Annotated in this window: 20 protein-coding genes; 12 read left to right on the forward strand and 8 right to left on the reverse strand. The window is 57.4% G+C overall.

The window, feature by feature from the left end; translation table 11 throughout:
• The first annotated feature begins 45 nt into the window (after positions 1-45).
• The 4 genes from NG653_RS00355 to NG653_RS00370 all read left to right on the forward strand — a co-directional run bounded on the left by NG653_RS00355 (position 46) and on the right by NG653_RS00370 (position 5,482).
• Positions 46-762, forward strand: coding sequence for a carboxylesterase family protein (locus NG653_RS00355; RefSeq protein WP_252739667.1), 717 nt, complete (start codon positions 46-48; stop codon positions 760-762).
• A 96-nt stretch (positions 763-858) separates the two neighbouring features.
• Positions 859-2,955, forward strand: coding sequence for a thioredoxin domain-containing protein (locus NG653_RS00360; protein WP_252739668.1), 2,097 nt, complete (start codon positions 859-861; stop codon positions 2,953-2,955).
• A 93-nt stretch (positions 2,956-3,048) separates the two neighbouring features.
• Entirely contained in the window at positions 3,049-4,767 is a 1,719-nt protein-coding gene (locus NG653_RS00365; RefSeq protein ID WP_252739669.1) for a GMC family oxidoreductase, read from the forward strand.
• 1 nt (position 4,768) lies between these two features.
• Positions 4,769-5,482, forward strand: a complete 714-nt coding sequence (locus tag NG653_RS00370; protein WP_252739670.1) for a gluconate 2-dehydrogenase subunit 3 family protein — start codon at positions 4,769-4,771, stop codon at positions 5,480-5,482.
• Between the two features lie 2 nt (positions 5,483-5,484).
• Here NG653_RS00370 and NG653_RS00375 read toward each other — a convergent pair whose 3' ends face one another.
• Entirely contained in the window at positions 5,485-6,585 is a 1,101-nt protein-coding gene (locus NG653_RS00375) for a glycoside hydrolase family 130 protein (RefSeq protein WP_252739671.1), read from the reverse strand.
• 112 nt (positions 6,586-6,697) lie between these two features.
• Between NG653_RS00375 and NG653_RS00380 the strand changes: the two genes are divergently transcribed.
• Positions 6,698-7,420 carry a M15 family metallopeptidase gene (locus NG653_RS00380; RefSeq protein ID WP_252739672.1) on the forward strand — a complete coding sequence of 241 codons (723 nt, stop codon included), beginning with the start codon at positions 6,698-6,700 and terminating at the stop codon, positions 7,418-7,420.
• On the opposite strand, the gene NG653_RS00385 is transcribed toward NG653_RS00380, so the two are convergent.
• From NG653_RS00385 to tsaD, 5 genes are all read right to left on the reverse strand, one after another.
• Positions 7,417-8,544: a THUMP-like domain-containing protein gene (locus NG653_RS00385; protein WP_252739673.1), complete on the reverse strand. Its 1,128-nt coding sequence runs from the start codon at positions 8,542-8,544 to the stop codon at positions 7,417-7,419. The two genes, NG653_RS00380 and NG653_RS00385, sit on opposite strands and share 4 nt — an antisense overlap.
• Before the next feature lie 73 nt (positions 8,545-8,617).
• Entirely contained in the window at positions 8,618-9,718 is a 1,101-nt protein-coding gene (locus NG653_RS00390; RefSeq protein WP_252739674.1) for an AI-2E family transporter, read from the reverse strand.
• A 6-nt stretch (positions 9,719-9,724) separates the two neighbouring features.
• Positions 9,725-10,345 (reverse strand): DUF4159 domain-containing protein, encoded by a 621-nt coding sequence (locus tag NG653_RS00395; RefSeq protein ID WP_252740135.1) that lies wholly within the window; start codon positions 10,343-10,345, stop codon positions 9,725-9,727.
• Positions 10,346-10,427: 82 nt separating this feature from the next.
• Complete coding sequence (locus tag NG653_RS00400; RefSeq protein ID WP_252739675.1) at positions 10,428-11,135, reverse strand: 16S rRNA (uracil(1498)-N(3))-methyltransferase; 708 nt, start codon at positions 11,133-11,135, stop codon at positions 10,428-10,430.
• 37 nt (positions 11,136-11,172) lie between these two features.
• Positions 11,173-12,201: a tRNA (adenosine(37)-N6)-threonylcarbamoyltransferase complex transferase subunit TsaD gene (gene tsaD, locus NG653_RS00405; RefSeq protein WP_252739676.1), complete on the reverse strand. Its 1,029-nt coding sequence runs from the start codon at positions 12,199-12,201 to the stop codon at positions 11,173-11,175.
• Between the two features lie 86 nt (positions 12,202-12,287).
• On the opposite strand from tsaD, the gene NG653_RS00410 reads away from it, so the two are divergent.
• From NG653_RS00410 to NG653_RS00425, 4 genes are all read left to right on the forward strand, one after another.
• Positions 12,288-16,718 carry a translocation/assembly module TamB domain-containing protein gene (locus tag NG653_RS00410; protein WP_370281063.1) on the forward strand — a complete coding sequence of 1,477 codons (4,431 nt, stop codon included), beginning with the start codon at positions 12,288-12,290 and terminating at the stop codon, positions 16,716-16,718.
• 127 nt (positions 16,719-16,845) lie between these two features.
• Positions 16,846-17,832, forward strand: coding sequence for a 6-phosphofructokinase (gene pfkA / locus NG653_RS00415; RefSeq protein WP_252739678.1), 987 nt, complete (start codon positions 16,846-16,848; stop codon positions 17,830-17,832).
• Between the two features lie 17 nt (positions 17,833-17,849).
• Entirely contained in the window at positions 17,850-18,851 is a 1,002-nt protein-coding gene (gap, locus tag NG653_RS00420; RefSeq protein WP_252739679.1) for a type I glyceraldehyde-3-phosphate dehydrogenase, read from the forward strand.
• Between the two features lie 85 nt (positions 18,852-18,936).
• Positions 18,937-19,788, forward strand: coding sequence for an N-acetylglucosamine kinase (locus tag NG653_RS00425; RefSeq protein WP_252739680.1), 852 nt, complete (start codon positions 18,937-18,939; stop codon positions 19,786-19,788).
• A 92-nt stretch (positions 19,789-19,880) separates the two neighbouring features.
• On the opposite strand, the gene NG653_RS00430 is transcribed toward NG653_RS00425, so the two are convergent.
• Positions 19,881-20,264, reverse strand: coding sequence for a RidA family protein (locus NG653_RS00430; protein WP_252739681.1), 384 nt, complete (start codon positions 20,262-20,264; stop codon positions 19,881-19,883).
• Positions 20,265-20,277: 13 nt separating this feature from the next.
• Positions 20,278-22,917 (reverse strand): putative LPS assembly protein LptD, encoded by a 2,640-nt coding sequence (locus NG653_RS00435; RefSeq protein WP_252740136.1) that lies wholly within the window; start codon positions 22,915-22,917, stop codon positions 20,278-20,280.
• A 187-nt stretch (positions 22,918-23,104) separates the two neighbouring features.
• Here NG653_RS00435 and NG653_RS00440 point away from each other — a divergent pair, with 187 nt between their 5' ends.
• The 3 genes from NG653_RS00440 to NG653_RS00450 are packed head-to-tail and all read left to right on the forward strand — an operon-like array spanning position 23,105 to position 26,749.
• Positions 23,105-24,400 (forward strand): N-acetylmuramoyl-L-alanine amidase family protein, encoded by a 1,296-nt coding sequence (locus NG653_RS00440; protein ID WP_370281060.1) that lies wholly within the window; start codon positions 23,105-23,107, stop codon positions 24,398-24,400.
• A gap of 55 nt (positions 24,401-24,455) precedes the next feature.
• Positions 24,456-25,424 (forward strand): MlaD family protein, encoded by a 969-nt coding sequence (locus NG653_RS00445; RefSeq protein WP_252739682.1) that lies wholly within the window; start codon positions 24,456-24,458, stop codon positions 25,422-25,424.
• Complete coding sequence (locus NG653_RS00450; protein WP_252739683.1) at positions 25,424-26,749, forward strand: 4Fe-4S dicluster domain-containing protein; 1,326 nt, start codon at positions 25,424-25,426, stop codon at positions 26,747-26,749. Before NG653_RS00445 ends, NG653_RS00450 begins: the two co-directional genes overlap by 1 nt.
• The last annotated feature ends 2 nt before the right edge of the window (positions 26,750-26,751 follow it).

Genomic DNA, 26,751 nt, shown 5'->3' on the forward strand with positions numbered 1-26,751 from the left:
ACCTTTATGGGGCCGGCCGGTTGGCAGGCGCCAATTCAGTAGCCAATGACAATTAGGAATTCCTGTTTTCTCTTCTTCTTTTCCCTCCTGCTAATGCAGGGATGCACCGCCCAGTCGCGCCTGGAGCCGAAACAAGCCAGGGTGTTGACGGCCGAAACCTTCAATTACTACCTGTACTATCCGCCGGGTTACCGGGATGGGGGTGAAAGCGAGTACCCCCTCCTGTTATTTTTGCATGGGGGAGGGGATGCAGGGGGCACCCTGGAGATGCTCCGCGAAAGTGGCCCGCCCAGGCTCCTTGCCGAAGGCAATGACTTTCCCTTCCTGATCCTGGCCCCCCAAAACCCCTATAAAAAGCAATGGTGGAACACAAGGGCCGTTATGGAACTACTGGAACAGGTCATTGCAGAAAACCGGGTCGACCGCAACCGCCTCTACCTCACCGGGCTGAGCCGCGGGGGCAGTGCGTGCTGGGAACTGGCCACCCAGTACCCTGGTACTTTTGCCGCCATGGCCGTGGTCTGCGGGATGGCCCCGGCACCCTATGCCCACTGGATCGACCGGGAGATGGGCATCAGGGTGTTTCACGGCACTGAAGACGAGGTGATCCCCTTTTCGGAATCGGAGGAAATGGTCGCCAGGCTGCGCAGCCTGGGCTATGAGGTCACCTTTACGGCCTATGAAGGCGTGGGTCATAATGCCTGGGAGCGGGCCTACCTGGAAGAGGGCCTCTACGACTGGTTTTTGCAATTTTCCAGGTGAGCGCCCCGGCGTCGTGACCCCCATGCGGAATCCTTTTGCCTTCAAATCCGCGGCGATTCGTACTTTTGGGCAGAACCCCCCAAAAAGCACCCGGGCATGAAACATCCTGCAATATCCCTGACCCTTATGGGCCTGTTGTGCTGCCTCGGTATTTCGTGCATGGAAGCGCCCGCCACCCGCAAGAACGTCCTGGGCGAACAGACCAGCCCCTACCTGCTGCAGCATGCGCAGAACCCCGTTCACTGGCAGCCCTGGAGCGATGAGGTTTGGGAAATGGCGAAGGCGGAAAACAAACTGGTACTAATTAGTATCGGGTATTCCTCCTGCCACTGGTGCCATGTGATGGAGGAAGAAACCTTTGAAGACGATTCCGTGGCGGCCTTCATGAATGCGAACTTTATCAACGTAAAGGTAGACCGGGAAGAGCGCCCCGATGTAGACCAGGTCTATATGACCGCGGTGCAACTGATGACGGGCTCCGGGGGCTGGCCGCTGAATGTGCTGGCCCTTCCCGACGGAAAGCCCATCTACGGGGGCACCTACCATACCCGGGAGCAGTGGATGAAGGTGCTTGGGGAGGTAAACGGCCTGTACCGGAAAGACCCTGAGAAAGCCGCCGAATACGCCGACCGGGTCTCGCAGGGGGTTGCCAGCGTAAACCTCTTTCCCGGGAATTCAGGGCCCGACCTGGAGGCTGCTGCCCTGGGGGCAGCTGTGTCCGGCTGGGCCACCCGCTGGGACCCCGAATGGGGCGGCAATGCCGGGGAGCAGAAATTCATGCTGCCCCCAAACCTGGATTTCCTGATGGAGTATGCCCATGCCACGGGCGACAGCGGGGTAAAGGACCACCTGAAACGCACCCTCGACCGCATGGCGTTGGGCGGTGTCTTCGACCAGCTGGGCGGGGGCTTCTACCGCTACAGTACCGACCCCAGGTGGCACATCCCGCATTTTGAGAAAATGCTGTACGACAACGCCCAACTGCTGGGGGTCTATGCCCGGGCATATTCATTTTACGGCGATCCGCACTATCGCGGGGTGGTGGAGCGCACCTTTGCCTTTTTGCAGCGGGACCTCAAGGGGCCCGGAGGCGGCTACTATGCAGCCCTGGATGCGGACTCCGAGGGGGAGGAGGGTAAGTTTTACCTCTGGGGGGAGGCGGAACTCCGGCAGGTCCTGGGCCCTGATTATAACCTTTTTGCGGAGTATTACCAGGTTCATCCTGAAAACGCCTGGGAAGGCGGGCAGTATGTGCTGTTTCGCGTGGATTCAGACCCGGAGTTCCTCCTGCAGCACCCCATGCCCCCTTCAGAACTTGCCGCCCTAAAGGCCGGATGGCACAAAAAATTGATGGAAAGGCGGGCCCTGCGTTCCTTCCCGGGCGAGGATGACAAGATCCTAACCTCCTGGAACGCCATGCTGGTCGCTTCCCTTGCGGACGCTTATGACGCCCTGGGGGATGCGGTTTACCTTGAAGAAGCCCGGAGCCTTTTTGACTTCCTGATGGCACATGCCTACCGCGACGGCAAACTGGGGCACAGCTATAAAAAAGGTGCCCCGCAGGCCGAAGGCTTCCTGGAAGACTATGCCTTTATGGCACAGGCGGCCTTCCGCCTTTATCAGGTCAGTCTGGACAGGGCCTATCTGGAGCGGGCAGACGAATTTTTGGGGCATATCCAAAGCCGTTTTCGGGACGAAGCGTCGCCCCTGTTCCGCTACCGGGAGGTTTCCGACCTGATGGCCCCCATCGTCAAGACCGATGACGGGGTAATGCCCTCCCCGAATACCGTGGTGGCCGACCTCCTTTTCCAGCTGGGGCATTTTTACTACCGCCCTGCAGACCTCGATCAAAGCCGGGAAATGGCCCGTACCCTTCAGGGCCGCTTTATGGAACTTCCCGAGAACTATGCGGGTTGGGGCCGGATCCTGCTTCGTCAGCAGGCGCCCTTTTACGAGGTGGCCGTTGCCGGGCCTGACGCGGGTCGGTTACGCAGCGAAATGGCGCGGCGCTTCCTTCCGAACATCCTGTTGGTGGCAACCGGGGAACCCAGTGCCCTCCCTTTGTTTGAACAGCGCTACGACCCGGCGCAGACCCGCTTTTATGTCTGCCGCGACCACAGTTGCCGCCTGCCGGTACCCACGGTGGCAGAGGCCCTGGGCCAGATCCAGGGGGAGGCGTCGTGGTTGCCTTAAGGCCCCCGTGCAGAGGGTTCCCGAAAAAATCCGATTTTCCCGGCGCTTTTATCCCGGGGCCTTGTATATTTAGCAATACATTAATCCAACCAAATGCAGATCAAAGCACAACCCACGGTATACGATGCCATTATTGTGGGCTCCGGGGCAGGGGGGGGCATGGCTACCAAGGTCCTTGCCGATGCCGGCCTGAAGGTGGCCGTAGTGGAAGCAGGCCCGTATTTCGACCCGGCCCTGCCCGAATACCAGACCCAGCTGAAATGGCCCTATGAATCCCCGAGGCGGGGCGCCGGCACCGTGCGGCCCTTTGGCGACTTCGACGCGGCCTGGGGCGGGTGGGAGATCGAAGGGCAGCCCTATACCCACAAGGATGGCACCAAATTCGACTGGTTCCGCTCTCAGATGCTGGGGGGTCGGACCAACCACTGGGGAAGGATCTCCCTGAGGTTCGGCCCGAGGGACTTCAAGCACAAGGACGTCGACGGCCTGGGCGACAACTGGCCCATCGGGTATGAAGACGTAAAACCCTACTACGACAAGGTCGATAAACTTATCGGGGTTTTTGGCAGCAGGGAAAATTTGCCCAACGAACCCGACGGCTTTTTCCTCCCCCCACCCAAACCCCGTCTGCACGAGCTATACTACATCAAAGGGGCCCGCAAAGCCGGGATTCCGGTGATCCCTTCCCGCATGTCGATGCTCACCAAGAAGATCAACAATGAGCGGGGGGTATGCTTTTACTGCGGGCAATGCAACCGGGCCTGCCAGGTGTATGCCGATTTTTCAGCCGGCACCTGCCTGATCTTCCCCGCCCAAAAAAGCAGGGGGCAGGTAGACCTTTTTGTGAATAGCATGGTGCGGGAGGTTACCACCGACCAGGAAGGCCGGGCCACGGGGGTGTCTTATATCAACCGGGAAGACCGGAAGGAATACCAGCTCAGGGGCAAAGTGGTTATCCTGGCTGCCTCGGCCTGCAGCACCGCACGCATCCTGTTGAATTCCAAAAGTCCGCAACACCCCAATGGCCTGGGCAACGGCAGCGACCTGGTCGGGAAGTACCTGCACGATTCCACGGGCAGCAGCCGGGCGGCCTTTGTCCCGTCCCTGATGAACCGGGAACTGTACAATGAAGACGGGGTGGGAGGCATGCACGTGTATTCCCCCTGGTGGCTCGACAACAAATCCCTGGATTTCCCCAGGGGGTACCATATCGAAGTCTGGGGCGGTATGGGCATGCCCAACTACGGCTTTGGTTTCAACCCAAATGAATTCAACAAATTCTTCGGCCTGAAAACCGGGGGGTACGGGGAACAGTTGCGCAAAGACGTGCGCAAATATTACGGTTCCGTCCTGGGCTTCGGGGGCCGGGGGGAAGCCATTGCCCGAAAGGACAATTATTGCGAGATCGACCCCACCACCGTTGACGAATTCGGCATCCCTGTGCTTCGTTTCCACTACAAATGGTCCGACTACGAGCGAAAGCAGGCGCGGCACATGCAGGAGACCTTCGAGGAGATCATCCACAATATGGGTGGCGAACCCCTGGGGCCTACCCCCACGGCGGAACAGGACTATGGCCTGGAAACCCCGGGAAGGATCATCCACGAGGTGGGAACCACCCGGATGGGGGACGACCCCAAAACGTCGGTGACCAACCGGTACCAGCAGCTGCACGAAGCAGAGAATGTTTTTATTACCGATGCGGGGCCTTTTGTTTCCCAGGCCGACAAGAACTGCACCTGGACCATCCTGGCCCTTTCCTGGAGGGCGTCGGAGTATATCGTCGACCAACTCAAACAGCAAAACATCTGATATGGACCGCAGAGCAAGTTTAAAATCCATCGTGCTGGGTACCGTAGCCGGGGGCCTGGCCGTACACGGGTGCTCGCCAAAAGAAGCCGCGGAGGCCCGGGAAGCGCAGATCGCGCCGGGCCTGGGGTATGGCCGTACCCCGGAGGAAATCAAGGCGCAGCTGAAACTGGAGGAAGAGCCTTTTTTCAACCCACACGAGCGGGAAACCATAGCCGTGCTGGCCAACCTTATCCTCCCCCCGGACGAAAAGCACGGTGGGCCCCTCGATGCCGGGGTCCCCGATTTCATCGACTTCATGGCCCGGGATTACCCACCCTTCCAGGTGACCCTCAGGGGCGGCCTGATGTGGCTTGACCACAAAAGCAATACGGAATACGGCCTGGAGTTCAAAACAGCGGAGGAAGCGCAGCAAAAGGAACTCCTGGATGCAATCGCATTCTACGACCCCGAAATCCCCCTGGAAGAGCACCCCTTGGAGATCCAGTTTTTCAGCCTGGTGCGCAACCTGACCGTTTGCGGGTATTATACTTCAAAGCCTGGGATAGAGGAACTGGGGTACCAGGGAAACATGCCGAATGTCTGGGATGGGGTGCCCCAGGAGGTGCTGGACCGGCACGGGCTGGCCTACGAACCGGAGTGGCTGGCCAAATGCGTCGACCAGAGCCGGCGGGGGATACTGGCCGAATGGGATGAAGAAGGCAACCTGTTGACCTGAATTCAGGGGGTGTCCGGGCGTACCGCCACCCCAACCATCGAGTCTGCCGTCCCGTAATAGAGGAACCAGTTGCCCTTGTAAACCACCAGGCCTTCGGCAAAGGTCGTCCCCGCCTGGTATTGCCCGGTGCGTTCATGGGGAAGGCTGGGGCAGATGAAGGGCACATTCAGCCTGCCAAGGAAGCGTCCGGGCTGTTTGGCATCAAAAAGCACCTGCCCCCCGCAGTAGGTGCCTTGCGGCGTGCTGCTCCCGGCACCTTCCCCGCTCAGGTTTTTTCCATTGTAGATCAGCAGGATCCCGGCTTCGGTTAGCAGGGCCGGGGGACCTGGTTCCACCAGGTGGCTGTCGAAATCGCCCCGGGTGGGGGTAAAGGCGTGCAGGAGGTTGCCCTTGGGGTCTACCGCCGGGATCCAGTCCTTCCCGTCCGGGGAGGTGGCGACGTTCACGAACAGCTCACCCCAGTACATATGGTACTTCCCATCGATCTTTCGGGCAATCAGCCGGTCCCCAATTCGTTCGGTAACCACGGAGCCCGATTTGCTCCACTGGTCCAGGAAGGCCCCGCTGTGGGCGGTTTCAAAGACGGGCCCGTGTTTGGTCCAGTGGACCAGGTCGGGGGAGGTGGCGCTGCAAAGGCGGGCGGTTTGCTGGTTCCAGCCCGTATAGAGCATCAGGTAGGTGCCGTCTTCCAGTTCCACGACCCGCGGGTCTTCCACCCCCCCGGGGTATTCCCATTGCCGGAAGGCATCCTTATCCGGGTAGAGGACGGGCTCAGGGTATTTGGTGAAGTTCAGGCCGTCTGTACTCCAGGCCAGCCCGATGCGGGAGGTGCGTTCCCCCAGCCGGGCCTGGGGGTTGTCTTCGGCCCGGAAGAGGAGGAATAGGGTATCGTTGCGGACCACGGCCGCCGGGTTGAAGACGTCGGCCCGCTGCCAGCGTACCGGTTCATCCCGTACCGGGCAATGGAACACATAGGTGGAATCGGCTGTCAGGATGGGGTTCTGGCTGGGTTTTTCAAAGCCCAGCAGCCATGGCTCCTGCCCGTGCAGGGGCACCACTGCCACGAAAAAGAAAAGAAAGGGCAATAAGGAAAGGCGTGTCATGGGTACCGGGCTCAGGGGTTCCTCCCAAAGATACGCACATTGGCCCTTACGGCCCGAAGGTCGCCCCAAATCCTTATATTTAGGGCAACGGACCCAACGGAAAAAAGGCGTTATGAGGCATTTGGTTTTGGCTTTGTGTGTGGCCCTCCTGGGGGCCTTCTCCTGCAGGGAGCAACCCGGGCAGGCCCCCGACCCGGTCCCTGAAGAACCAGCTAAACTTCCGACCCCCCCGGAGGAACCTGTACACGACACCCTGGAAACCCTGCCGGCCCTGGAAACCCTGCCCGACACTGCCTTTGTGCGCCTGGCCGATTACAGCAGTGAATTTGCCTACGACCTGCGCTATGCCACTGAAAACAATTTCATGAAAGCCCGGGTGTACGAATGCCCGGAGTGCTACACCAGGGTTCGGACTGCAAAGGCCCTGATAGCAGCCAACCGGGAATTCCTGCAACAGGGCCTGCGCCTGCGTTTTTTTGATTGCTACCGCCCCAATTCGGTGCAGTACCTGATGTGGGAAAAAGTCCCCAACCCCCAGTACGTGGCCAACCCGGTAAAAGGGTCCATCCACAACCGGGGCGGTGCGGTGGACCTTACGTTGGAAACCCTGGAGGGCGAGCCCCTCGATATGGGGACCGATTTTGATTTCTTTGGGAGGCGGGCCTACCACGACTTTACCGGGCTTCCGCAAGAGGTCCTGGAAAACCGCACCCTGCTAAGGGAGACCCTGGGGCGCCATGGGTTCCTGCCGGTCCGTACCGAATGGTGGCACTACAACCTGGGGGTTGCCTCCCGATATCCGGTGGCCGATTTCCGTTGGCCCTGTGCGCCTTAGGGCTGGTCTTGCACCGGTACGGGCACCCCATCGAGCACCTGCAGGGACTCGTCCATACAGCGAACAAAGAACAGGTAGGTATCCCCCCCGTCGGCAATGCGGTTCCTCTGGCGGATCCGAGCCACCGTTTCCGGGAAGTTCCGGGCGCTTACATTGGCTTTTTTAAAGGGAAGCTTCCCGGGTTTGTACGTCTGAATGCTTCGTATTTCAAAACGCCTTCCGGGGAAGGGGGCCAGGGCGTCTGAGGTATACAGGTGGGTCTGCGGATGGAGTTTGAGCAGCCCGTAGGCCAGGGCTGCGGTTTTGAACCCACCGGCTTTCAGGATGGCCGCATTGGGCTCATAGAGGTATTTCAGGGGCATGGCATACGGTGCGGAAGCAGACGCTTCCCCCGAAGCGGTAAACACCAGGGCGGGTAGGGGGTACGCCAGGTCTGTGGCTTTCAGGGTAGCCTCCCCGCCATAGCCTTCCTGCAGCCACCAGAGTAATTCCTTTACTTCATTGTTTATAGCTACTATATGGATTTCCCGTACGCCTCCCAGCTGCCGGACCCCGGCGGAAAGGTCGAGCATGGGGGATGTTTTCAACAGGAGGTTCCGGCCCGCACGAAAGAGCTGAGGCAGGATGTCCGGAAGCGGGGGTTGGCAATCTTCCAGGAGAAAGACCCGACCCCGGTCTTCCCGCCGGCGCGAAGGGTCGAGGTAAATCCAGTCGGCACGACCCTCCTCAGCCTTGATCCGCCCGAGGGACAACAGCCCGTCCCCCGGGTGGATCCGGATATTTCCAGCCCCCAGCTTTTGGAAATTATGGGTGGCGATTTCCGCCAGGCTGGCGTTTTGCTCGCAGTAATGCACACGGGTTACCCGTTTGCTGAAAAAGTAGGTGTCTGCCCCGAAACCTCCGGTCAGGTCAACCAGGCTTTCCCCTTCCACCAGGCTGGCCTTATAACGGGCCGTTTGCTCCGAAGAGGCCTGGGCCAGGTTCAGGGTTGGGGGGTAATAAATCCCCGGGGTACCATGCCAGAGGGGAAGTTTTTTTGCGGCCTTTTGGTAGCCGCTTAGCTGCTGGGCCAACTCCTGGGGCGTTATCCCCGGAAAAGGGCTTCTTCCCAGGGAAACTGACAAGGTGTCAGTATTGAAATTATTTTTTATAAATTCCTGTACCCCAGTATTTAGTAATTCTTTATTCAAACCTTTACTATAAATTTTTCGTAAGGTTTTTTACGATCTTGTTTTCGGCAAAAAATTCCTTTAAAACCACCTTTAAAGCGGTATATCCCGGGATGGCGACAATCATCCCGAAGACCCCGAACAATAACCCGGCGATGATGATCACCAGGAATATTTCCAGGGGGTGCGATTTTACGCTGCTGGAGAAGATCAGGGGCTGGGAGAAAAAATTGTCCACCAGCTGGCCTATGGCAATCCCCAAAAGGACCCACCCCACATTGGGCAGGATGACCCCGGTAAAATCTGCGCCCAGGTTGCTGGTCATGGTGAGCAGCACCATAATGGCACCCCCGATTACGGGACCGATATACGGGATGATGTTAAAAAGGGCGCACAGGAAGGCAATCACCACGGCATTCTCAATGCCGATCAGCAGCAGGGTGATGGTGTAGATCACAAAAAGGACAAAAATCTGGGCCAGCAACCCCACAAAATACCGGGAAAGCAGTCCTTTGATGCTTTCCAGGGAGTTGACAATCCCCGCTTCCCTGTTGTCCGGGACAAGGGTCAGCAGGATTTTCTCGAACATCTTACTGTCTTTAAGGAAGAAGAATGAAATAAATAGTATAGAGAACAGGCCAATGCCCAGGTTGCTGAGGGTGCCCACCAGGCTGTTCAGAAAATCCGGGATGAACCCCATCTCCAGACCCTGCAGCAGGTCCTTTCCCCAGTCCTTGCCGACCATGAGGTCTTTTGCCGGCACGGGGGTCCGGCCCAGGAAACCGTTGATTTCATCGTAAAGGCGCCAAAGGTCTTTTTCAAAAGCCTTGATATCGAGCAGGGAAAGGTTATGGCCCTGTTCGGCAATCAGGGGGATAAACAGGGAAGCTATCCCGAAAAGGATCCCCAGAAACAGGATCATGACCACCACCACGGCCAGGGTATTGGGGAACCTAAGCCGCTTCCTCAGGAAAAGGACTACCGGCCTGCCCATAAGGGCAATAACGGCCGCGGCAACCAGGTAGGCGATTACCGAACGGGTCAGGTAAAGGAAATACCCCAGCAGCGCTATGCCGCTGAGCGCGAAAACGGCCCTGAGGATACCGTTGGAAATGGTTTTGGAGTCCATTGGCGTTTAGTGGTTAAAGGCGTAATACAGGATATTTGCGCCCATTTTAAGGGCTTTTTCCCGGACATCTTCCGGGTCGTTGTGGACAGCGGGGTCTTCCCACCCGTCGCCCAGGTCTGATTCAAAGGTAAACAGGAGTACCAGCCTGCCTTCGTGGAAATACCCGAAAGCCTGGGGGCGTTTGCCATCGTGCTCATGGATTTTGGGCAGGCCGTCGGGGAAAGAAAAGGGTTTCGCGAAAATCGGGTGGTCCGCCCCAAGTTCTTCCAGTTCCTTGTCGGGGAAGATTTTGGGCAGTTCCTTTTCGAGGTACGGCGCCATCCCGTAATTGTCATCGATATGCAGGAACCCCCCGGCCAGGAGGTAGGTGCGCAGGTTGGCTGCTTCGGACTCCGAAAACACCACGTTTCCATGCCCGGTCATGTGGATCCACGGATACTGGAAAAGTTCCGTGCTTCCTGCAACTACAGTTTCCGCCTTGCCTTCGAGTGCAGTCCCGATTTCCGCATTCGCATACCGGATCAGGTTTGGCAGGGCCGTTGGGTTGGCATACCAGTCGCCGCCCCCACTGTATTTGAGCAGCCCGATTTTCTGCCCCTGCACGGGCAGGGTACAGGCCAGCGCCAGTAATGCGGCAAAGCCATAGCGCCTGAGTCGGCGATGCCATGGCCGGCCGGGGCGGCTCTCAGGGTGTTGGGGTCTTCCAGGGTTAGCCACTATTGATCAGGTTTACGGTGGAACAGGCCACCAGGGCAGCCGTCTCTGTCCTCAGGCGGCTTTCCCCCAGCGATACCGGGAGGAACCCCCGGGCGTAGGCGGCCTCGATTTCTTCACGGGTAAAATCCCCTTCCGGCCCGATGAGCACCACCACATCCTTGTCGGGGGCGACCCGCCGTTTCAGGTCCATTTTTTCATCTTCCTCGCAATGGGCGATAAAGCGCATGGGCGGGTGTTGCTGCGTGAGGAAGTCAGCAAAGCGGACTTCCGGGTTCAGACGGGGGAGGTAGGTCCGCAGGCTTTGCTTCATGGCTTCCTGCACGACCCGCTGCAGCCGCTCCACAGGGGCTTTCCGGCGTTCGGACCGATGGCAGAGGATCGGGGTGATTTCACTGACGCCAATTTCGGTGGCCTTTTCGAGAAACCATTGAAACCGTTCCAGCCTTTTGGTGGGGGCGACTGCCAGGTGCAAGGAGAAACGGGGTGGGATCTTTTTTTCGGTGCCCACGATCCGACCCCTGCAACCCTTCGGGTCAGCTACGGTGATTTCCACAGTAAATAAATATCCTTTTCCGTTGGTAACGTGTAGTATATCCGCTTCTTTCTTACGCAGAACTTTAACAATGTGCCGGCTTTCCTCCGGGGAAAGCGAGAACTGCGAAACGCTCTGGTCGAGGGTGGGTTGGAAAAAATAATTCATCGCTGTATTGTAGGCGCTTCAAAGGTTTCGTAACGGATTAACTTCCGATCTGATACCGCGCCCTGGCACTGACGCGGTAATCCGTAAAACGTCCGTCAAGATACTTTAAATAACCAACAATTCCTATCATGCCCGCGTTATCGGTACAGTACTCAAAGGGGGGCACATAGGTGACCCACCCGAGGTCCTTTTCGGCTGCTGCAAGGGCTTTCCGGATCCCCGAATTCGCCGCTACGCCCCCGGCAATGGCCACATGGTGGACCCCGGTTTGGGCGACCGCCTTTTTGAGTTTTCGCATCAGGATTTCCACGATCGTCGCCTGGATGGAGGCGCAGATATGGTCGCGCTGCTTTTCCACGAATTCCGGGTCATGGGCGCTTTCCCGTTGCAGGAAGTACAGAATACTGGTTTTCAGCCCGCTGAAACTGAAATCCAGCCCCGGGACTTTGGGGATGGGAAAGGTAAACCGGCCAGGGTCACCCTGCGAGGCGTACCGGTCGATGAGGGGCCCGCCCGGATAGGGGAGGCCCAGCAGCTTGGCGCTTTTGTCAAAGGCTTCGCCCACGGCATCATCGAGGGTTTCCCCAAGGATTTTCATGTCGAAGTAATCCTTTACCAACACCAGTTGGGTGTGGCCGCCGCTGATGGTAAGGGCCAGGAAAGGAAAGGGGGGAGGGGTTTTTCCGGGGGCCTCGATAAAGTGCGACAGGATGTGCGCTTCCATGTGGTTTACCTCGATCAGCGGGATGCCCAGGCCCAGGGAAAGGGACTTGGCAAATGAAGTTCCCACCAGCAGGGAACCCAGAAGGCCCGGACCCCTCGTAAAAGCTATGGCGGATAGCTGTTTTTTATCGATATTTGCTTCGGCCAGGGCCCGGTACACCAGGGGGACGATATTTTGCTGGTGTGCCCTGGAGGCCAGTTCGGGAACCACCCCGCCGTACTCCTCATGAATACGCTGTGTGGCGACTACATTGCTCAGCGTCCTGCGGTGGTGCAAAACGGCCGCCGAGGTGTCGTCACAGGAAGATTCAATGGCCAGGATGTAAAGGTCTTGGGAAATCAAGGGTTTTGGAACAGATTTTGGTTGTACAAAGGTAAACAATACGCCGTATCAGGAAACTTCGAAAAATAGTCATCCGTCTCTTGCTGGTGGTGCTGGTATTCTGCGTACTGGGGACCGTGGTGCTTTCCATTCCCGCGGTACAGAGCCGACTGGCCCGTATGGCAGTGGAACGCATCAACAGCGACTTTGGCACAAACATACAGATAGACCGCATCCGGGTCTCCCTGATCACCTGGGATACCTCCGTGCGGGGTATTTACATCGAGGACTACCAGCAGGATACCCTGGCCTACATCCGCCAGCTGAAAACCTCCATCCTCAGCCTTCGCGACCTGGCCGGGGGTACCCTGGAATTTGGGGATATCTCGGTAGATGGCCTTTACCTCAACATGAAGACCTACCGTGACGCCCCGGATACGAACCTGGGCATCTTCATCAGCAAGCTGGATGACGGGCAACCCCGGGCCCCGGGTACCCCCCCGTTTTATTTCCATACCGGGAAGATCAAACTCCGCAACAGCCGGTTTGCCCTGGTAGACGAGAACCTTGAAACCCCCCGGGTGCTCGACTTTACAGACCTGCGCATCGATGCCGGCGAGTTTACCATCCTGGGCCCGGAGGTGCGCACCCGGATCGAGGGGTTATCCATGCATACCTCCCAGGGCGTGGACGTGCGGCAATTGTCTGCAGGGTTTGCCTATTCCCCCGAGCAGATGACCTTCGATTCCCTGGTGCTTGAAACCCCGGGGTCCAGCCTTAAGGGGTCGCTCCGGTTCGACTATCGGCGCGAAGACCTCGCCGAGTTTACCGACAGCGTCCGCGTGACGGCGGAGTTTGCGGAGTCCACCATATCGCTGGATGAGATCAACCCGTTTTACGACGGCTTTGGCACGGGGAAAACCGCCTTGTTTTCCACCGGGGTATCGGGCACGCTCAACCGCCTGCAGCTTCAAAACCTGCTCCTGGTTACCGATAACACGGGGATCCGGGGGAATTTTGATTTCGAAAACCTCTTCGATTCCACCAGGCCCTTCCGAATGGAGGCCGGCATCCGTGACATTACCACCAGCTATTACCAGCTCCGCGGCCTGATGCCGCGGTTACTGGGGAATTCCCTCCCGGATTTCGTCCGGCGCCTCGGCCAGTTTACCCTCAGGGGGCAGGCAACGGTGACCGAAAACTCCATCGATACCCAGATGAACATCCAAAGTGCCATCGGCAGCAGCTATGCAGACCTGCAGCTAACCGGGTTCGACGATGTGAATAAAGCTCAGTATACGGGTTTTGTCTCCCTGATAGATTTTGACCTGGGGGGCTTCACGGGGAATTCCTCCCTGGGGAAGGCCACCCTGGACGTGAATGTGGAGGGGCAGGGGTTTTCCCCCGAAAACCTGAATACCGAAATCATCGGGCAGGTGTATTCTTTCGGCTTTAACGGGTATGAATACACCGAGGTTGCGGTTTCCGGCATCCTCAAGGACCAGTTGTTCGACGGGTCCCTGAACAGCAACGACCCCAACTTTATTTTTAATTTCACCGGGCTTGCCGATTTTGGCAGCCGTCAGAACACCTTTAATTTCGTCGCCTCCGTCGCCTATGCCGACCTGCACCGCCTGAATTTTGTAAACGACAGCATTTCCGTCTTCAAAGGGGATGTGACCATGGACATCATCGGCAACACCCTTGACGACATCGAAGGGGATATCCGCTTTAGCAAAACCAGTTTCCAGAACGCCAACAACACCTATTATTTCGAAGACTTCAAGGTTTCCTCCAGGTTTGAAGCCGATTCCATCCGTACCATCGACATCAATTCCCCCGACATTATTACGGGCTATGTGATGGGGCGCTTCCGCATAGCGGAACTCGGGAAGCTGCTGAAGAATTCCGTGGGGAGCATTTATACGAACTACCAGCCCGACTCCATTTCCCCCGGCCAGGAATTGAGTTTCAACTTCCGGATTTACAACAAGATCGTGGAGGTGTTTTTTCCCGAGGTTTCTTTCGGGCCGAACACCTTTATCCGGGGCGAAATTGTGGCAGACGAGGGCGATTTCAAGCTGAATTTCAAATCCCCCGGAATATATGCCTATGGGAATGAGCTCGACACCATCGACGTGCGGGTCGACAACAAAAACCCCCTGTTTAACACCTATATTTCCGTTAAGGACATCTCCACGGTGTATTACGACCTCAAGGACTTCCAGCTGATTAACACCACCCTGGCCGATACCCTGTTTTTCCGAACTGAATTCAAGGGCGGCAGCCAGTATAATGACCGCTATAACCTGAACTTCTACCATACCTTCACAGAAGGGAATAAATCGGTTATCGGCCTCAAGCGGTCCGATGTGAGTTTCAAGGGCAATACCTGGGTGCTCAACCGGGAAGGGAATTCGCGGAACAAGGTGATCCTCAGCCCGGGCCTCGATAGCGTGGTTATCGAGGAAATCGCCATGAACAATGAAGACCGGGAGGAAATCCTCTTGCGGGGCCAGTTGGCCGATTCCACGTACAAAGACCTGGAGCTGCGCTTTAAGATCGTGTCTTTGGGGAAGGTGACCCCCGACATCGAAGGGCTTGCCCTGGGTGGGGAAATCAACGGGGTGCTGAACGTGCTGCAGGAAGACAATGTGTACCTGCCCATCGGGAACCTGGAGATTTCCGATTTTGCGCTCAACCAGCAGGTCCTGGGAGACCTCGACATCGGCATCGTCGGGAACCGCGACCTTTCGGAGTTCTCTGTAAACACCCAGCTCACCGACCAGGGGCGGGAACGCTTCAGCCTGTTCGGGACCATCCTCAATACGGGCGAGTACCCAACGGCCAACCTCAATGCCAGTTTCCAGGACTTTGCCCTGGAACCCTTTGGCCCTCTGGCCGAAGGGGTGCTTTCCGAGGTACGGGGGCAGGTCAACGGCTCTGCCCTCATTCAGGGCGACTTGCGAAACCCGGACCTCAACGGGATGCTTTACCTGAACCGGGCGGGCCTCGGGATCCCCTACCTGAATGTGAATTACGACCTGAACTCCAATGCCGCGGTGCGCCTGTTCAACCAGAATATTGAATTCCAGGATTTCCGGCTTACCGATACGGCCGCGGGGACCCAGGCCAACCTGAACGGGACCATCAGCCACCAGTATTTTGCCGACTGGACCCTGAACCTCGACATCGAAACCCTCCAGGACCGTTTCCTGATCCTCAACACGGAATTTGAGGAAGAAGCCCTCTATTACGGACAGGCCTTCGTGGTGGGGACAGGGCGTATCTACGGGCCCACCACGGCCCTTAAAATCGAATTCGACGGGGCCTCTGCCCGGGGCACCTCCCTGAAAATCCCCATCAGCGACGTGGCGAGCCTGGGCGATTATTCCTTTATCAATTTCATGGAGAAAGGGGAGGGCAGTTCGGTGGCAACCGGGCGGACGCTTAAGGAATACGAGGCCCTGGAATTAAAGTTTGACCTGGTGGTGACCCCGGAGGCCGAGGTGGAGATCGTTGTCGACCAACGCACCGGCAGCTCCCTTAAGGGTACGGGGGAAGGCATTATCTTCATGGAGATCAACACCGATGGCAAATTCAATATGTGGGGCGACTTTGTGGTGGTCACCGGCCAGTACCGGCTGAAGTACGGGGGCGTCATCGACAAGACCTTCAAGGTGCGGCCCGGGGGCACCATCAACTGGGACGGGGACCCCCTCCAGGCCCTGCTCAACATGGAAGCCGTTTACGAGCTCAATGCGAACCCCGCCCCCCTGCTCGACAACACGGGCTATACGCGGAGGATCCCCACCGAGGTGGTCGTCCGCCTCAGCGAGGAGCTGGAGCAGCCCACCGTCGATTTCGACATTCAGTTCCCCGGCACCAGTTCTGTAGTGAAATCGGAGCTGGAATACCGGTTGCAGGACCCGACCGTAGAGGAGCGGAATGCCCTTTTCCTGCTGGCCCAGGGGACCTTTGTAAACGACCGTACAGGACTGAACCAGCAGGCGGTAACGGGGAATATCTACCAGACGGCCTCCAGCCTGTTCAACCAGGTCCTCAGCACGGGCAGCGATGTCTTTAACCTGGGGGTTTCCTATGAAAGCGGCTATCAGGACCCCAATGCCGATATTGCCACTGAAGACCGGATAGGGGTTACCGTATCGACCCGGATCAGCGACCGCATCCTGTTCAACGGCCGATTCGGGGTGCCGGTGGGCGGGGTGGAGGAATCGGCCGTGGCCGGGGATGCCGAGATCCAGCTGCTGCTTAACGAAGAGGGCACCCTGAGCGCCCGGATCTTCAACCGCCAGAATGAAATCCAGCAGTTCCTGGCAGACCGGCAGGGATACACCCAGGGGTTCGGGCTGTCCTACGAAGTCGATTTCAACAGCTTCAGGGACCTGTTGCGGCAGCTTTTCACCAACAAGGAGGCTCCCGAACCGAAAGGGGAAAACCAAAGCGCCGCCCCCCCCCAGGTGATGGGGCAGGACAGCCTGATCCGCTTCTACACCAAAAACCAAAAGCCCTTCTGAAAGGGTCAACCGGGCTTCGCACCCCGGGTTCAACGAAAACGATTTCGCAGGGAAATCCCCGGATTTAGGGCAAACTCCATTCCTTTTCTGCGTTTTGTTTGTTACTTTTGGCTTTCGAACTTTCAGCATGCAAAGCCCGATCAAGAAACTCGCAGTTTTGACTTCCGGGGGCGATTCCCCCGGGATGAATGCCGCCATACGCTCGGTAGTGCGGACATGTGCCTACATGGATGTGGAGGTCATGGCCATCTACCGGGGCTACCAGGGGATGATTGAAGGGGATTTCGTCCTCTTTAATGCCCGGAGTGTGAACAACATCATTAACAAGGGGGGGACCATCCTGAAGTCGGCCCGCTGCCAGGAGTTTCGCACCCCGGAAGGCCGGAAAAAGGCGCATGAACAGCTCACCCGGGCCGGGATTGACGGCTTTGTGGTCATCGGGGGCGACGGAAGCTTCCGCGGGGCAAGCATTTTCCATAAGGAATTCGGCACCCCGGTCATCGGGATCCCCGGGACCATCGACAACGACATTTTCGGCACCCAGTATACGCTGGGTTTTGACACCGCCCTGAATACCGTGGTGGAAGCCATCGACAAGATCCGCGACACGGCCAGTTCACACAGCCGGCTGTTTTTTGTGGAGGTGATGGGCCGCGATGTAGGGCATATTGCCCTGAATGCAGGGGTGGCTGCCGGAGCCGAGGAAATTCTGATCCCGGAGGAAAACCTGGGGCTCGACCGGTTGCTCGACTCCCTTAAAAGGAGCAAGAAATCCGGGAAATCCTCCAGCATCGTGGTGGTGGCCGAAGGGGACAAGACCGGAAAAAACGTCTTTGAACTCAAGGAATACGTGGAGAAAAACCTCCCGGTATACGACGTCCGGGTTTCCGTGCTGGGGCATATCCAGCGGGGGGGCGTCCCCACGGCTTTCGATCGCGTCCTGGCTTCCCGCATGGGGGTGAGGGCGGTGGAGGGCATCCTGGAAGGTAAGACCAACCTGATGGTGGGCATCATGGACAACCAGATTGTGTTCACCCCCATAGACGAAGCCATCAAGGGTCACACCAAAATAGACCGGGAACTGATCCGCGTTTCCGATATTATGACTATATAACTTTAAAACAAAATACCATGGCAACATTACGATTGGGAATTAACGGATTTGGAAGGATTGGCCGGCTTGTGCTTAGGGCTGCTGCGGAACGCGAAGGCGTTGAAGTGGTGGCTATCAATGATTTGCTCGAAGTGGACCACCTGGCCTACCTGTTGAAATACGATTCTGTGCACGGAAGGTTTAACGGCACCGTAGAGGTAAAGGACGGCCACCTGCTGGTAAACGGGAAGACCATCCGGGTGACCGCGGAACGCGACCCCAAAAACCTGAAATGGGATGAAGTGGGGGTCGATGTCGTGGCCGAGTGCACAGGGATCTTCACGACCCTCGATATGGCCCAGAGCCATTTGGATGGCGGGGCCAAAAAGGTTGTCATCTCGGCTCCGTCCAAAGATGCGCCCATGTTTGTGATGGGGGTGAACCACAAAGATGCCAGGGCTTCCGATAACATCGTATCCAATGCCAGCTGCACGACGAACTGTTTGGCACCCGTGGCCAAGGTACTGCACGACCATTTCGGGATTGCCGAGGGGCTGATGACCACCGTACACGCCACCACGGCCACCCAGCTGACCGTGGACGGCCCGTCGCGCAAAGATTTCCGCGGGGGACGCAGTGCCCTGCTGAACATTATCCCGGCATCCACCGGGGCAGCCAAGGCGGTGACCAAGGTCATCCCCTCCCTGCAGGGCAAACTCACCGGGATGGCCTTCAGGGTGCCCACGGCCAACGTTTCCGTAGTGGATCTTACCGTCCGCCTCGAAAAGGACACCTCCTACGAGGAAATCAAAAAAGTCTTCAAGGCAGCCTCGGAAGGGGAACTTAAAGGCATTTTGGGGTACACTGAGGAACTGGTGGTTTCACAGGATTTCGTGGGCGAGCCGCGCACCAGCGTTTTCGATGCGGATGCCGGTATTGAGCTGAACCCGCGGTTTTTCAAGATCGTTTCCTGGTATGACAACGAAGCAGGGTATTCCCATAAACTGGTAGACCTGGCGCAACACGTCCATAACCTGTAACAGGGGTGACCCTGAGTAAAAACCGAAAGGACCTTTCAGGCACCGGGTGTCGATGGAAAGGTCCTTTCTTAATACTGGAAGTCAAATGGTATTGATCGTAGACAGCGGGGCGACCAAGGCAGACTGGATTGCCCTGGACCCCAAAGGGGAACAGCTCTTCATGACCCAGACCCTGGGCCTGAGCCCCGAAGTGCTTACCCGTGAGGTCATTGAAGAGCGACTGGCCAACAATTTCGAGCTGGCCCGCAACAGCGCCAAAGTAAAGCGGCTGCATTTCTACGGGGCCGGGTGCGGTACCGAGCGGATGCGCAAGTTCCTTAAAAATATATTTGCCAGGTTTTTCCCCAATGCCAAGATAGATGTCAGGGAAGATACCTATGCAGCCATTTACTCGACAACCCAGGTCGGGAAACAGGGCATCGTCTGCATCCTGGGGACGGGCTCGAACTGCAGTTATTACGACGGCCACCAACTGATCCAGAAAGTGACCTCCCTGGGCTACATCTTAATGGATGACGGCAGCGGCAATTTCTTCGGCCGCAAGCTGATCCGCGATTATTTCTACCATAAGATCCCCCAGGACCTGTCTATCGAATTCGAGAAGGAATACAACCTCGATGCAGACGTGATCAAGGAAAATCTTTACAAGAAGCCCAACCCCAACACCTACCTGGCCACCTTTGCCCGCTTCATTGTCGAACACAAGGACCACCCGTATTGCAATGGCGTGATCGACAAAGGCTTCCAGCAGTTTGTCAACAACCACATCATGCAATTTGAACTGGCGACCAAGGTGCCCATCCATTTTGTGGGCAGTATCGCCTGGTACCTCCGGGAGGAGCTCAAGGAAGTCATTGAGCGCAACGATATGGTGCTGGGGGTCATCCGCCAGCGGCCCATCGAAGGGCTGGTGGAATTCCACAAGCAGACGATTTAGGAAAAGCTTAAGGCCAGGGGTGTAGTCTCCCGTCTTTGCAGCCTGAAAGCCTGTCCTGTCCCCGGAAGGGGAAGAACCGCGGCACCTGCCTGCTATCCTACCACGGCGATTGCGGAAATCTCCACATTTACATATTTCGGTAGGTTGGCCACCTCCACGGTTTCCCGGGCCGGCGCCCACTCGGGGTCAAAATACTGCCCGTACACGGCATTGATGCGGCCAAACTGGCCCATGTCTTTCACAAAAATACTGGTCTTCACCACGTTGGGGAAGCCTGCGCCTGCTGCTTCCAGCACGGCTTTCAGGTTTTTCAGCACCTGTTCGGTTTCCGCTTCAATGCTGCCCTGCACCAGTTCCCCGGTGGCGGGGTCCAGGGCGATTTGCCCGGACACATACAGGGTGTTGCCGGCCAGGACGGCCTGGTTGTAGGGCCCGATAGGGGCTGGGGCGTGTTCGGTTTGGATGATTTTTTTCATAGGAGGGTTTGTTTTAGCGGATTTGGGGGGGCTGGCTCCGGTTTTCCCACTTCAGGTCTTTGAGGATATTTGCCTTGATGCCGATAAAGAAATACCAGCGTTCGAATTGCCCGAAGGGGGTCCAGTCGAATTTCAGGACAAAACTGTCCAGGTCCCGTTCAAACCGGAACTGCGTGAGGGAAAAGCCCCTGCGGACGATGTCGTACCCCGAGGAAACCCCCACCCGCCAGCGGGGGGTGAGTTCCACGTTGCCCGAAAACATCAGGGAATTGTTGGTGATCTCCCCCTGCCCGTTGTTGTTGCTGTAGGTCACTGCGTACTGCAGCCGAAGGTCCCAGGGGATTTTTGTCCCGAATGTGGGGTTTTCCACGTCAGCTGGGTCCCGCCCTTCAAAAGCGCTGCGGTTGAAATCGTCGGCCCGGCCAAACAGGTCGTCGGTCCGTCCCCCGCTGGAGGCCACGTAATTGCTCCCGCTGTATGGGTCAGGGTCCACTTCGTCCTCCCCCTTCTCTTTCTGGAAGTCCCGGCTTGATATGGAATAGCCAATGTTGGCGCGGGCATTGGTGACGCGCACCAGCCCGCCCCCGGCATTGATGTTAAGGGTATTGACGCGCCGTCCGGCATTGTCGAGGGCATAGGGGTCCAGGCTGGCCCCGAAGTTCACCGACATCTTGTTGTTCAGCAGGTTGGTACCCCCGGTGAGGTTGATCGGGGCGAGCTTCAGGGAGTCGGCCTCAAAATTGTAGCTCGTGTTCAGGTTCAAACTGTTGAGCAGCATGATTTTTTTCGGTTTGGTGGCCGTGGAGTCGCGGTCGCGTACCTTGGCCTCCAGGGTGTTGGCCAGGGAGAAGCTCACCGCATTGGATTTCCCCAGGCGCGGGGTGCCGTACAGGCTGTTCTGGAAACGGGTATAGGTCTCAACCTGCCCGGTAGCCTCATTTAAGACTTCTTCATAGTACTGGTCGAAGGAAGGGGCAAACCCATAGGTGATGTTCGGCCGCAGGACGTGGCGGATGGCCTGGATCTTTTTGTCTTCCCCGAACGCGAAGGTCCCATAGAGGGTCGTCCCCAGGCCGGCACTGAAGCCGTACTGGTTGAACCGGTCGAAGCCGGCGATGGTATCGGTCACGATGGCCTCGGTTTCCGGGTCATAGCGCCGCTGTCGGGTTTCCCAGGTCCAGACGTCCTCGTAAGTGCCCCCAAGGGTTACGCTGAAGTATTTGGCCACCTTGAAATTCGTGGCGATCGGGATGCGGTGGCGCGCCCCCAGCTGGGCATCGTCGAACATGGCCCCGGTCAGGAAGTCGTCCGTGGTGGTCCGCACGCTGTACCGCCCGTTTACATCGTACTGGAAGTTGATGTTCTGGAAGGCACCCTTTTTAATCCCGTCGCGCCGGGCAAAGGGGAAGATCCGCTCCATGCTGGCCTGCAGGGTGGGCAGGGTTACATCCACCACATCGGTATTGGTGTTCTGGTTGTGGGTGGCAGTAAGGCTTAGGTTCACGGAGGGATAAGCCGGGAATGTCTTGGAATAGGAAACGGATGAAGACAGGTTGTTTACCTGGGTATTCGGCACGTTTTGCTGCACCAGGGAATTCCGGAAAAACTGGCTGCTCCCAAGGTTTACGGAGGCCGAAAGCCGGGAATTCGGGTTCGATTTGGCATCCTGGTTGTGCGAAATCTGGATGTTGTAGATGGTGGTGCGCGTATAGTCGTCAAACCCTTTCTGGCTGGTGATCAGGTTTTCGTACCGCAGGTTGATGTTCCCCCTGAATTTGTATCGCTTGGCATACACCGACTGTGCCCTGAGCCCATAACTCCCGTTGGCGTATAAATCCCCCGTCACCGTGAGGTCTGCGTAGTCGCTGAAGGGGAGGTAATAGCCCCCGTTTTGCAAAAAATACCCCCGGTTGGGGTCGTTCCCGAAGGTGGGCATCATAATGCCCGCGGTACGCCCGGTGGTCAGCGGAAAGTATGCAAACGGCAGGGCAATGGGGGTGGGCACATCCACGATGTAGAGGTTGCTAAACCCCGCGATCACCTTTTTTCCCGGCACAAACTTCGCCTTTCGGATGCGGATGTAATAATCGGGGTCCAGGGTGTCTTTTGACGTGGTGAGCTTGCCTTCGCCCAGGAAGTAGACCGAGTCATTCTCCTTTTTGGTCCGCTGGGCATACACCTTCATGGCGTCGCTGCCCAGCTGCCCCAGGCCGGCCTGTTGCTCGGTCCGGGAATTCCAGATGATGGCCTTCTGGGTGTCGAAATTAAAGCGGATGGAATCGGGGATGACTTCATTGGTGCCCTGCTTGAAAAAGGGCAACTGGGAATAATTCCCCAGCGAATCGCGGATCCGCCCGGCATACACTTCATTGGTCACGTAATCGAGGACGATAATGCCGGCTTTCAGTTCCGTGTCCTGGTAATAGATTTCCGCCTCGTCATACAGGTAGATCTTCTGCGCCTTCTGGTCAATCCGCACATAATCCTTCGCCTTGTACTTGATCTTGTCGGTGAGCGCCCCCCCGGCAGGGGCTACGGTATCGGTGCGTACCGAATCGGGTTTTCCCGGCAGGTCAGTGAGCAAGGGGGCTTTCAGCGTATCGCCCACCGCCTTTATGGGCAGGGGGATGGCCAGGTCTTCCTGAGCCGACATCGCCCCAATGCCCAATAGCAACAAGCCCAGGAAAAGTCCCCGATGTATCTTTGATTGCAAGGCGATATATTCTATTTTTGTCCGGAGTCCGCTTGGAATTCAGGGATCAAACTTACATATTTTTCCCACGGCGGCGTGTACCTTTAGGCAAAATTAACCCTGCATGGAACTGGAAAAGCGGAGCGGAATGAATGGATATTTGGCGGGGCTGGCAGCCTGTTTGATGGGGTTGGCCTGTGTGGAACTACAGGCGCAGGCTGCGCGGGGAGGTATCCCGGATGAAGCCCCATTTACCGTGGTGCTCGACGCAGGCCACGGGGGGCACGACCCGGGGAACCTCGGCAACGGGTTCCTGGAAAAGGACATTGCCCTGAAAATCGTATTGCAGGCCGGAAAAATCCTGAAAGGGACCGGGGAGGTCAAAGTGTTGTATACCCGCGAGGATGATACCTTTGTAGACCTCTTTAAACGGGGCGAAATCGCCAACAAGGCAAAGGCCGACCTCTTTGTTTCGGTCCACTGCGATTCGCATTCCTCCGATGCTAACGGAGCGGGCACCTTTGTACTCGGCCTACACGCCAACAAGCAGAATTTTGAGGTGGCCAAAAAGGAGAACTCCGTCATCTACCTCGAAGACAACTACGAGACCCGGTATGCGGATTACAACATCAATTCCCCGGAATCCGTTATTGGGCTCACCATAATGCAGGAAGAGTTCCTCGACCAAAGCATCCTGCTCGGGAAACTGGTACAGGACCGGTTTACCGGTCAGTTGAAGCGAAAGGACCGGAAGGTAAAGCAGGCCGGGTTTATCGTACTCCACCAGACCTTTATGCCCAGCGTGTTGATCGAAACCGGCTTTTTGACCAACCGGGATGAAGGCCGGTACCTGAATTCAGCCAAAGGCCAACAGGAAATGGGCCAGGCGATCGCAGACGCCATCCTCGATTACAAGCGCCAGGTGAGGGGCAACAGCACGCCCCTTACCGCCGGGTTGCCAAAGCAAACCCCGGAAAAACCCGCGGAAACGAAGCCGGAACCTAAGGATGAAGGGTTGGTCCCTGAGCAAAAGCAGGCGGCAGCCGAAGCTGAGAAGGCCCCTGAAAAGGAGGTTCCTCAGGGGACAGGACAGCCTGCAGGAGGCGCGGGGGAAACCCCGGCCAAACCGGCAGATGCGGCACCAGAAAAGGGGACCCCTGAAGGCGCAGCCGCAAAAGGCGGGGTACGCTTTAGGGTCCAGCTGATGGCCGTAACCGGGGATGTATCGCTGACCCCGGCCAATTACAAAGGCCTCAGCCCCCTGTCCAAAGAACCCGTGGGCAAGATGCACCGGGTGCTGTACGGCGATACCCCCTCCTATGAGGAAGCCCGCCGGTTGCAGGCCGTGGCCCGCCAGAAGGGGTATGCCCAGGCGTATGTGGTGGCCTATGTGAACGGGGAACGCGTCCCGGTTGAAAAAGCCCTGCAATCCCTTGCCAACTAAGGGGAGTTCCTTCGGAATTTATTTCTAATTTTGTTTACAACCCAAAACGAAGCCTTTGAAACTTTCCAGGGAAATCAAAACAGGGATCATCGTCATCGGTGGGATCCTTTTATTTATCTTGGGGTTTTCGTACCTCAAATCGTCCCCCCTCTTCGACAACAGCAAAACCTTCTACGCGGTGTATACCCACATCGGGGGTTTACAGCCGGGTACCCAGGTCAGCATTAACGGGTTTTCCGTGGGCAAGGTGCAGGACATCCGCTTCCAGGATGCCACAGGCCGGCTGCTGGTTACTTTCTCCGTAGACAAGGATTTTGAGTTCTCCCGCAACAGCATTGCGGAACTTTACGATACCGGCATAATCGGGGGTAAGGGGATACAAATCGTACCCGTCCTCGACGGCGCCGAGATGGCCCGCAGCGGCGATACCCTCCCCACACAGATCCGCCCCGGCCTTACCGAACTGGTGCAGCAGAAACTCTCCCCCCTGCAGCTCAAGGTGGAGGATGCCGTAACTAATGCCGATTCCCTGCTGGCGAATTTCAACCAGGTGCTCGACGAGCCGACCAAACGCAACCTGCGGGAAAGCGTAGAGGGCCTGAACCAGCTGATCGCCAGCCTTCAAACGACCTCAGGCCGTTTAGACCGCTTCCTGGAGGCCAACCAGTCGCAACTCGACAGCGCCATCGGGAATATTAGCGAAATCACGGCAAATTTTTCGAAAATCTCCGATTCCCTGGCACAGGCCGGGCTGAGCCAGGCGGTGCGGAATATGGAATCGTCCCTGGCCCGCCTCGATGACCTCCTGGGCCGGATCGCCAACGGGGAAGGCACCATGGGCCGCCTGATGAAGGATGAGGCCCTGTATGAAAACCTCGCGGAGGCCTCCCGGGAACTCGACCTGCTGCTGCAGGACTTCCGCCTGAATCCGAAGCGGTACGTGAATGTGTCCGTTTTCGGGAAGAAACAAAAGGAATATACAGTGCCGGAGGATGACCCGGCCAAAAACAAGGATCCAAACTGATGGCATACCTCCCCAACCTCCTTTTTCTGCTGGCCCTGGTGGCCGGGATTGGTTTTTTTGCGCGCAATGTCCGCAGGCTCATCCGAAATATCCGCCTGGGCAGGGAGGAAGCCCTGGAAGGGCCCCGTTCGCAGCGCTGGAAGAACATGGCCCGCATCGCCCTCGGACAGGGGAAGATGGTGGTGCGCCCCGTATCGGGCTTTATGCACATTATCGTTTACGTGGGCTTTGTCATCATCAATATCGAGGTTCTGGAGATCGTTATCGATGGCCTCTTTGGCACCCACCGGGTATTTGCCTTCCTGGGTCGGCCCTATGATTTCCTGATTGGCGCTTTTGAAATCCTCGCGTTGGGGGTTATCGTGGCGGTGGTGGTGTTCTGGTTGCGACGCAACGTCCTCCGCCTGCAACGGTTCTGGAAACCGGAGATGAAAGGGTGGCCCAAAAAGGACGCCGACTGGATCCTGTATATCGAACTTATCCTGATGTCGCTCTTCCTGACCATGAATGCGGCAGACTATAGCCTGCAACTCCTGGGGGCGGAGCACTACCCGTTGGCCGGGGCCTTCCCGGTGAGCCAGGTGATTGCCGGCTGGATGCAGGGCCTCTCCGAGGCGAGCCTTATCGCTGTGGAACGGGTGGCCTGGTGGCTGCATATTTTGGGGATCCTCTTTTTCCTGAACTACCTGTATTACTCCAAGCACCTGCATATTTTGCTGGCCTTCCCCAATACCTGGTTTGCCAAATTGCGCCCGAAAGGCGACATGGGCAACCTGGAATCGGTAAAGCAGGAGGTGGCCCTGATGATGGACCCCAATGCCGACCCGTTTGCCGCGGCCCCGGCAGGGGAGGAGGGTCCCCCGGCGAAGTTCGGGGCGTCCGACGTCATGGACCTGAGCCAGGTACAGCTCCTGGCAGCCTACACCTGTACCGAGTGCGGGCGCTGCACGAGCGAATGCCCCGCCAACCAGACGGGAAAGAAACTTTCCCCCCGGAAAATCATGATGGACACCCGCGACCGCCTCGAGGAAGTGGGTCGGCACCTCGATGCCCACAAGGGCACCTGGGAACCGGACGGCAAGCAGCTGCTCGACGACTACATCAGCCGGGAAGAGCTCTGGGCCTGTACTTCGTGCAATGCCTGCGTGGAGGCCTGCCCGGTGAGCATCGACCCGCTGTCGATTATCATGGAATTGCGCCGGTACCTGGTCATGGAGCAGTCTGCGGCCCCTTCGGAACTGAATGTGATGATGAGCAATATTGAAAACAACGGCGCCCCCTGGCCTTTTAACCAGATGGACCGCCTTAACTGGAAGGAGGAATAGTC

This window comes from Robiginitalea marina, assembly GCF_024006985.1.
In the GTDB taxonomy this organism is placed as follows: domain Bacteria; phylum Bacteroidota; class Bacteroidia; order Flavobacteriales; family Flavobacteriaceae; genus Robiginitalea; species Robiginitalea marina.

Coding starts and splice junctions, on each gene's coding strand:
- NG653_RS00355 (WP_252739667.1), top strand. CDS start 46: ATGACAATTAGGAATTCCTGTTTTCTCTTCTTCTTTTCCCTCCTGCTA.
- NG653_RS00360 (WP_252739668.1), top strand. CDS start 859: ATGAAACATCCTGCAATATCCCTGACCCTTATGGGCCTGTTGTGCTGC.
- NG653_RS00365 (WP_252739669.1), top strand. CDS start 3,049: ATGCAGATCAAAGCACAACCCACGGTATACGATGCCATTATTGTGGGC.
- NG653_RS00370 (WP_252739670.1), top strand. CDS start 4,769: ATGGACCGCAGAGCAAGTTTAAAATCCATCGTGCTGGGTACCGTAGCC.
- NG653_RS00375 (WP_252739671.1), bottom strand. CDS start 6,585: ATGACACGCCTTTCCTTATTGCCCTTTCTTTTCTTTTTCGTGGCAGTG.
- NG653_RS00380 (WP_252739672.1), top strand. CDS start 6,698: ATGAGGCATTTGGTTTTGGCTTTGTGTGTGGCCCTCCTGGGGGCCTTC.
- NG653_RS00390 (WP_252739674.1), bottom strand. CDS start 9,718: ATGGACTCCAAAACCATTTCCAACGGTATCCTCAGGGCCGTTTTCGCG.
- NG653_RS00400 (WP_252739675.1), bottom strand. CDS start 11,135: ATGAATTATTTTTTCCAACCCACCCTCGACCAGAGCGTTTCGCAGTTC.
- pfkA (WP_252739678.1), top strand. CDS start 16,846: ATGCAAAGCCCGATCAAGAAACTCGCAGTTTTGACTTCCGGGGGCGAT.
- gap (WP_252739679.1), top strand. CDS start 17,850: ATGGCAACATTACGATTGGGAATTAACGGATTTGGAAGGATTGGCCGG.
- NG653_RS00425 (WP_252739680.1), top strand. CDS start 18,937: ATGGTATTGATCGTAGACAGCGGGGCGACCAAGGCAGACTGGATTGCC.
- NG653_RS00430 (WP_252739681.1), bottom strand. CDS start 20,264: ATGAAAAAAATCATCCAAACCGAACACGCCCCAGCCCCTATCGGGCCC.
- NG653_RS00435 (WP_252740136.1), bottom strand. CDS start 22,917: ATGTCGGCTCAGGAAGACCTGGCCATCCCCCTGCCCATAAAGGCGGTG.
- NG653_RS00440 (WP_370281060.1), top strand. CDS start 23,105: ATGAATGGATATTTGGCGGGGCTGGCAGCCTGTTTGATGGGGTTGGCC.
- NG653_RS00450 (WP_252739683.1), top strand. CDS start 25,424: ATGGCATACCTCCCCAACCTCCTTTTTCTGCTGGCCCTGGTGGCCGGG.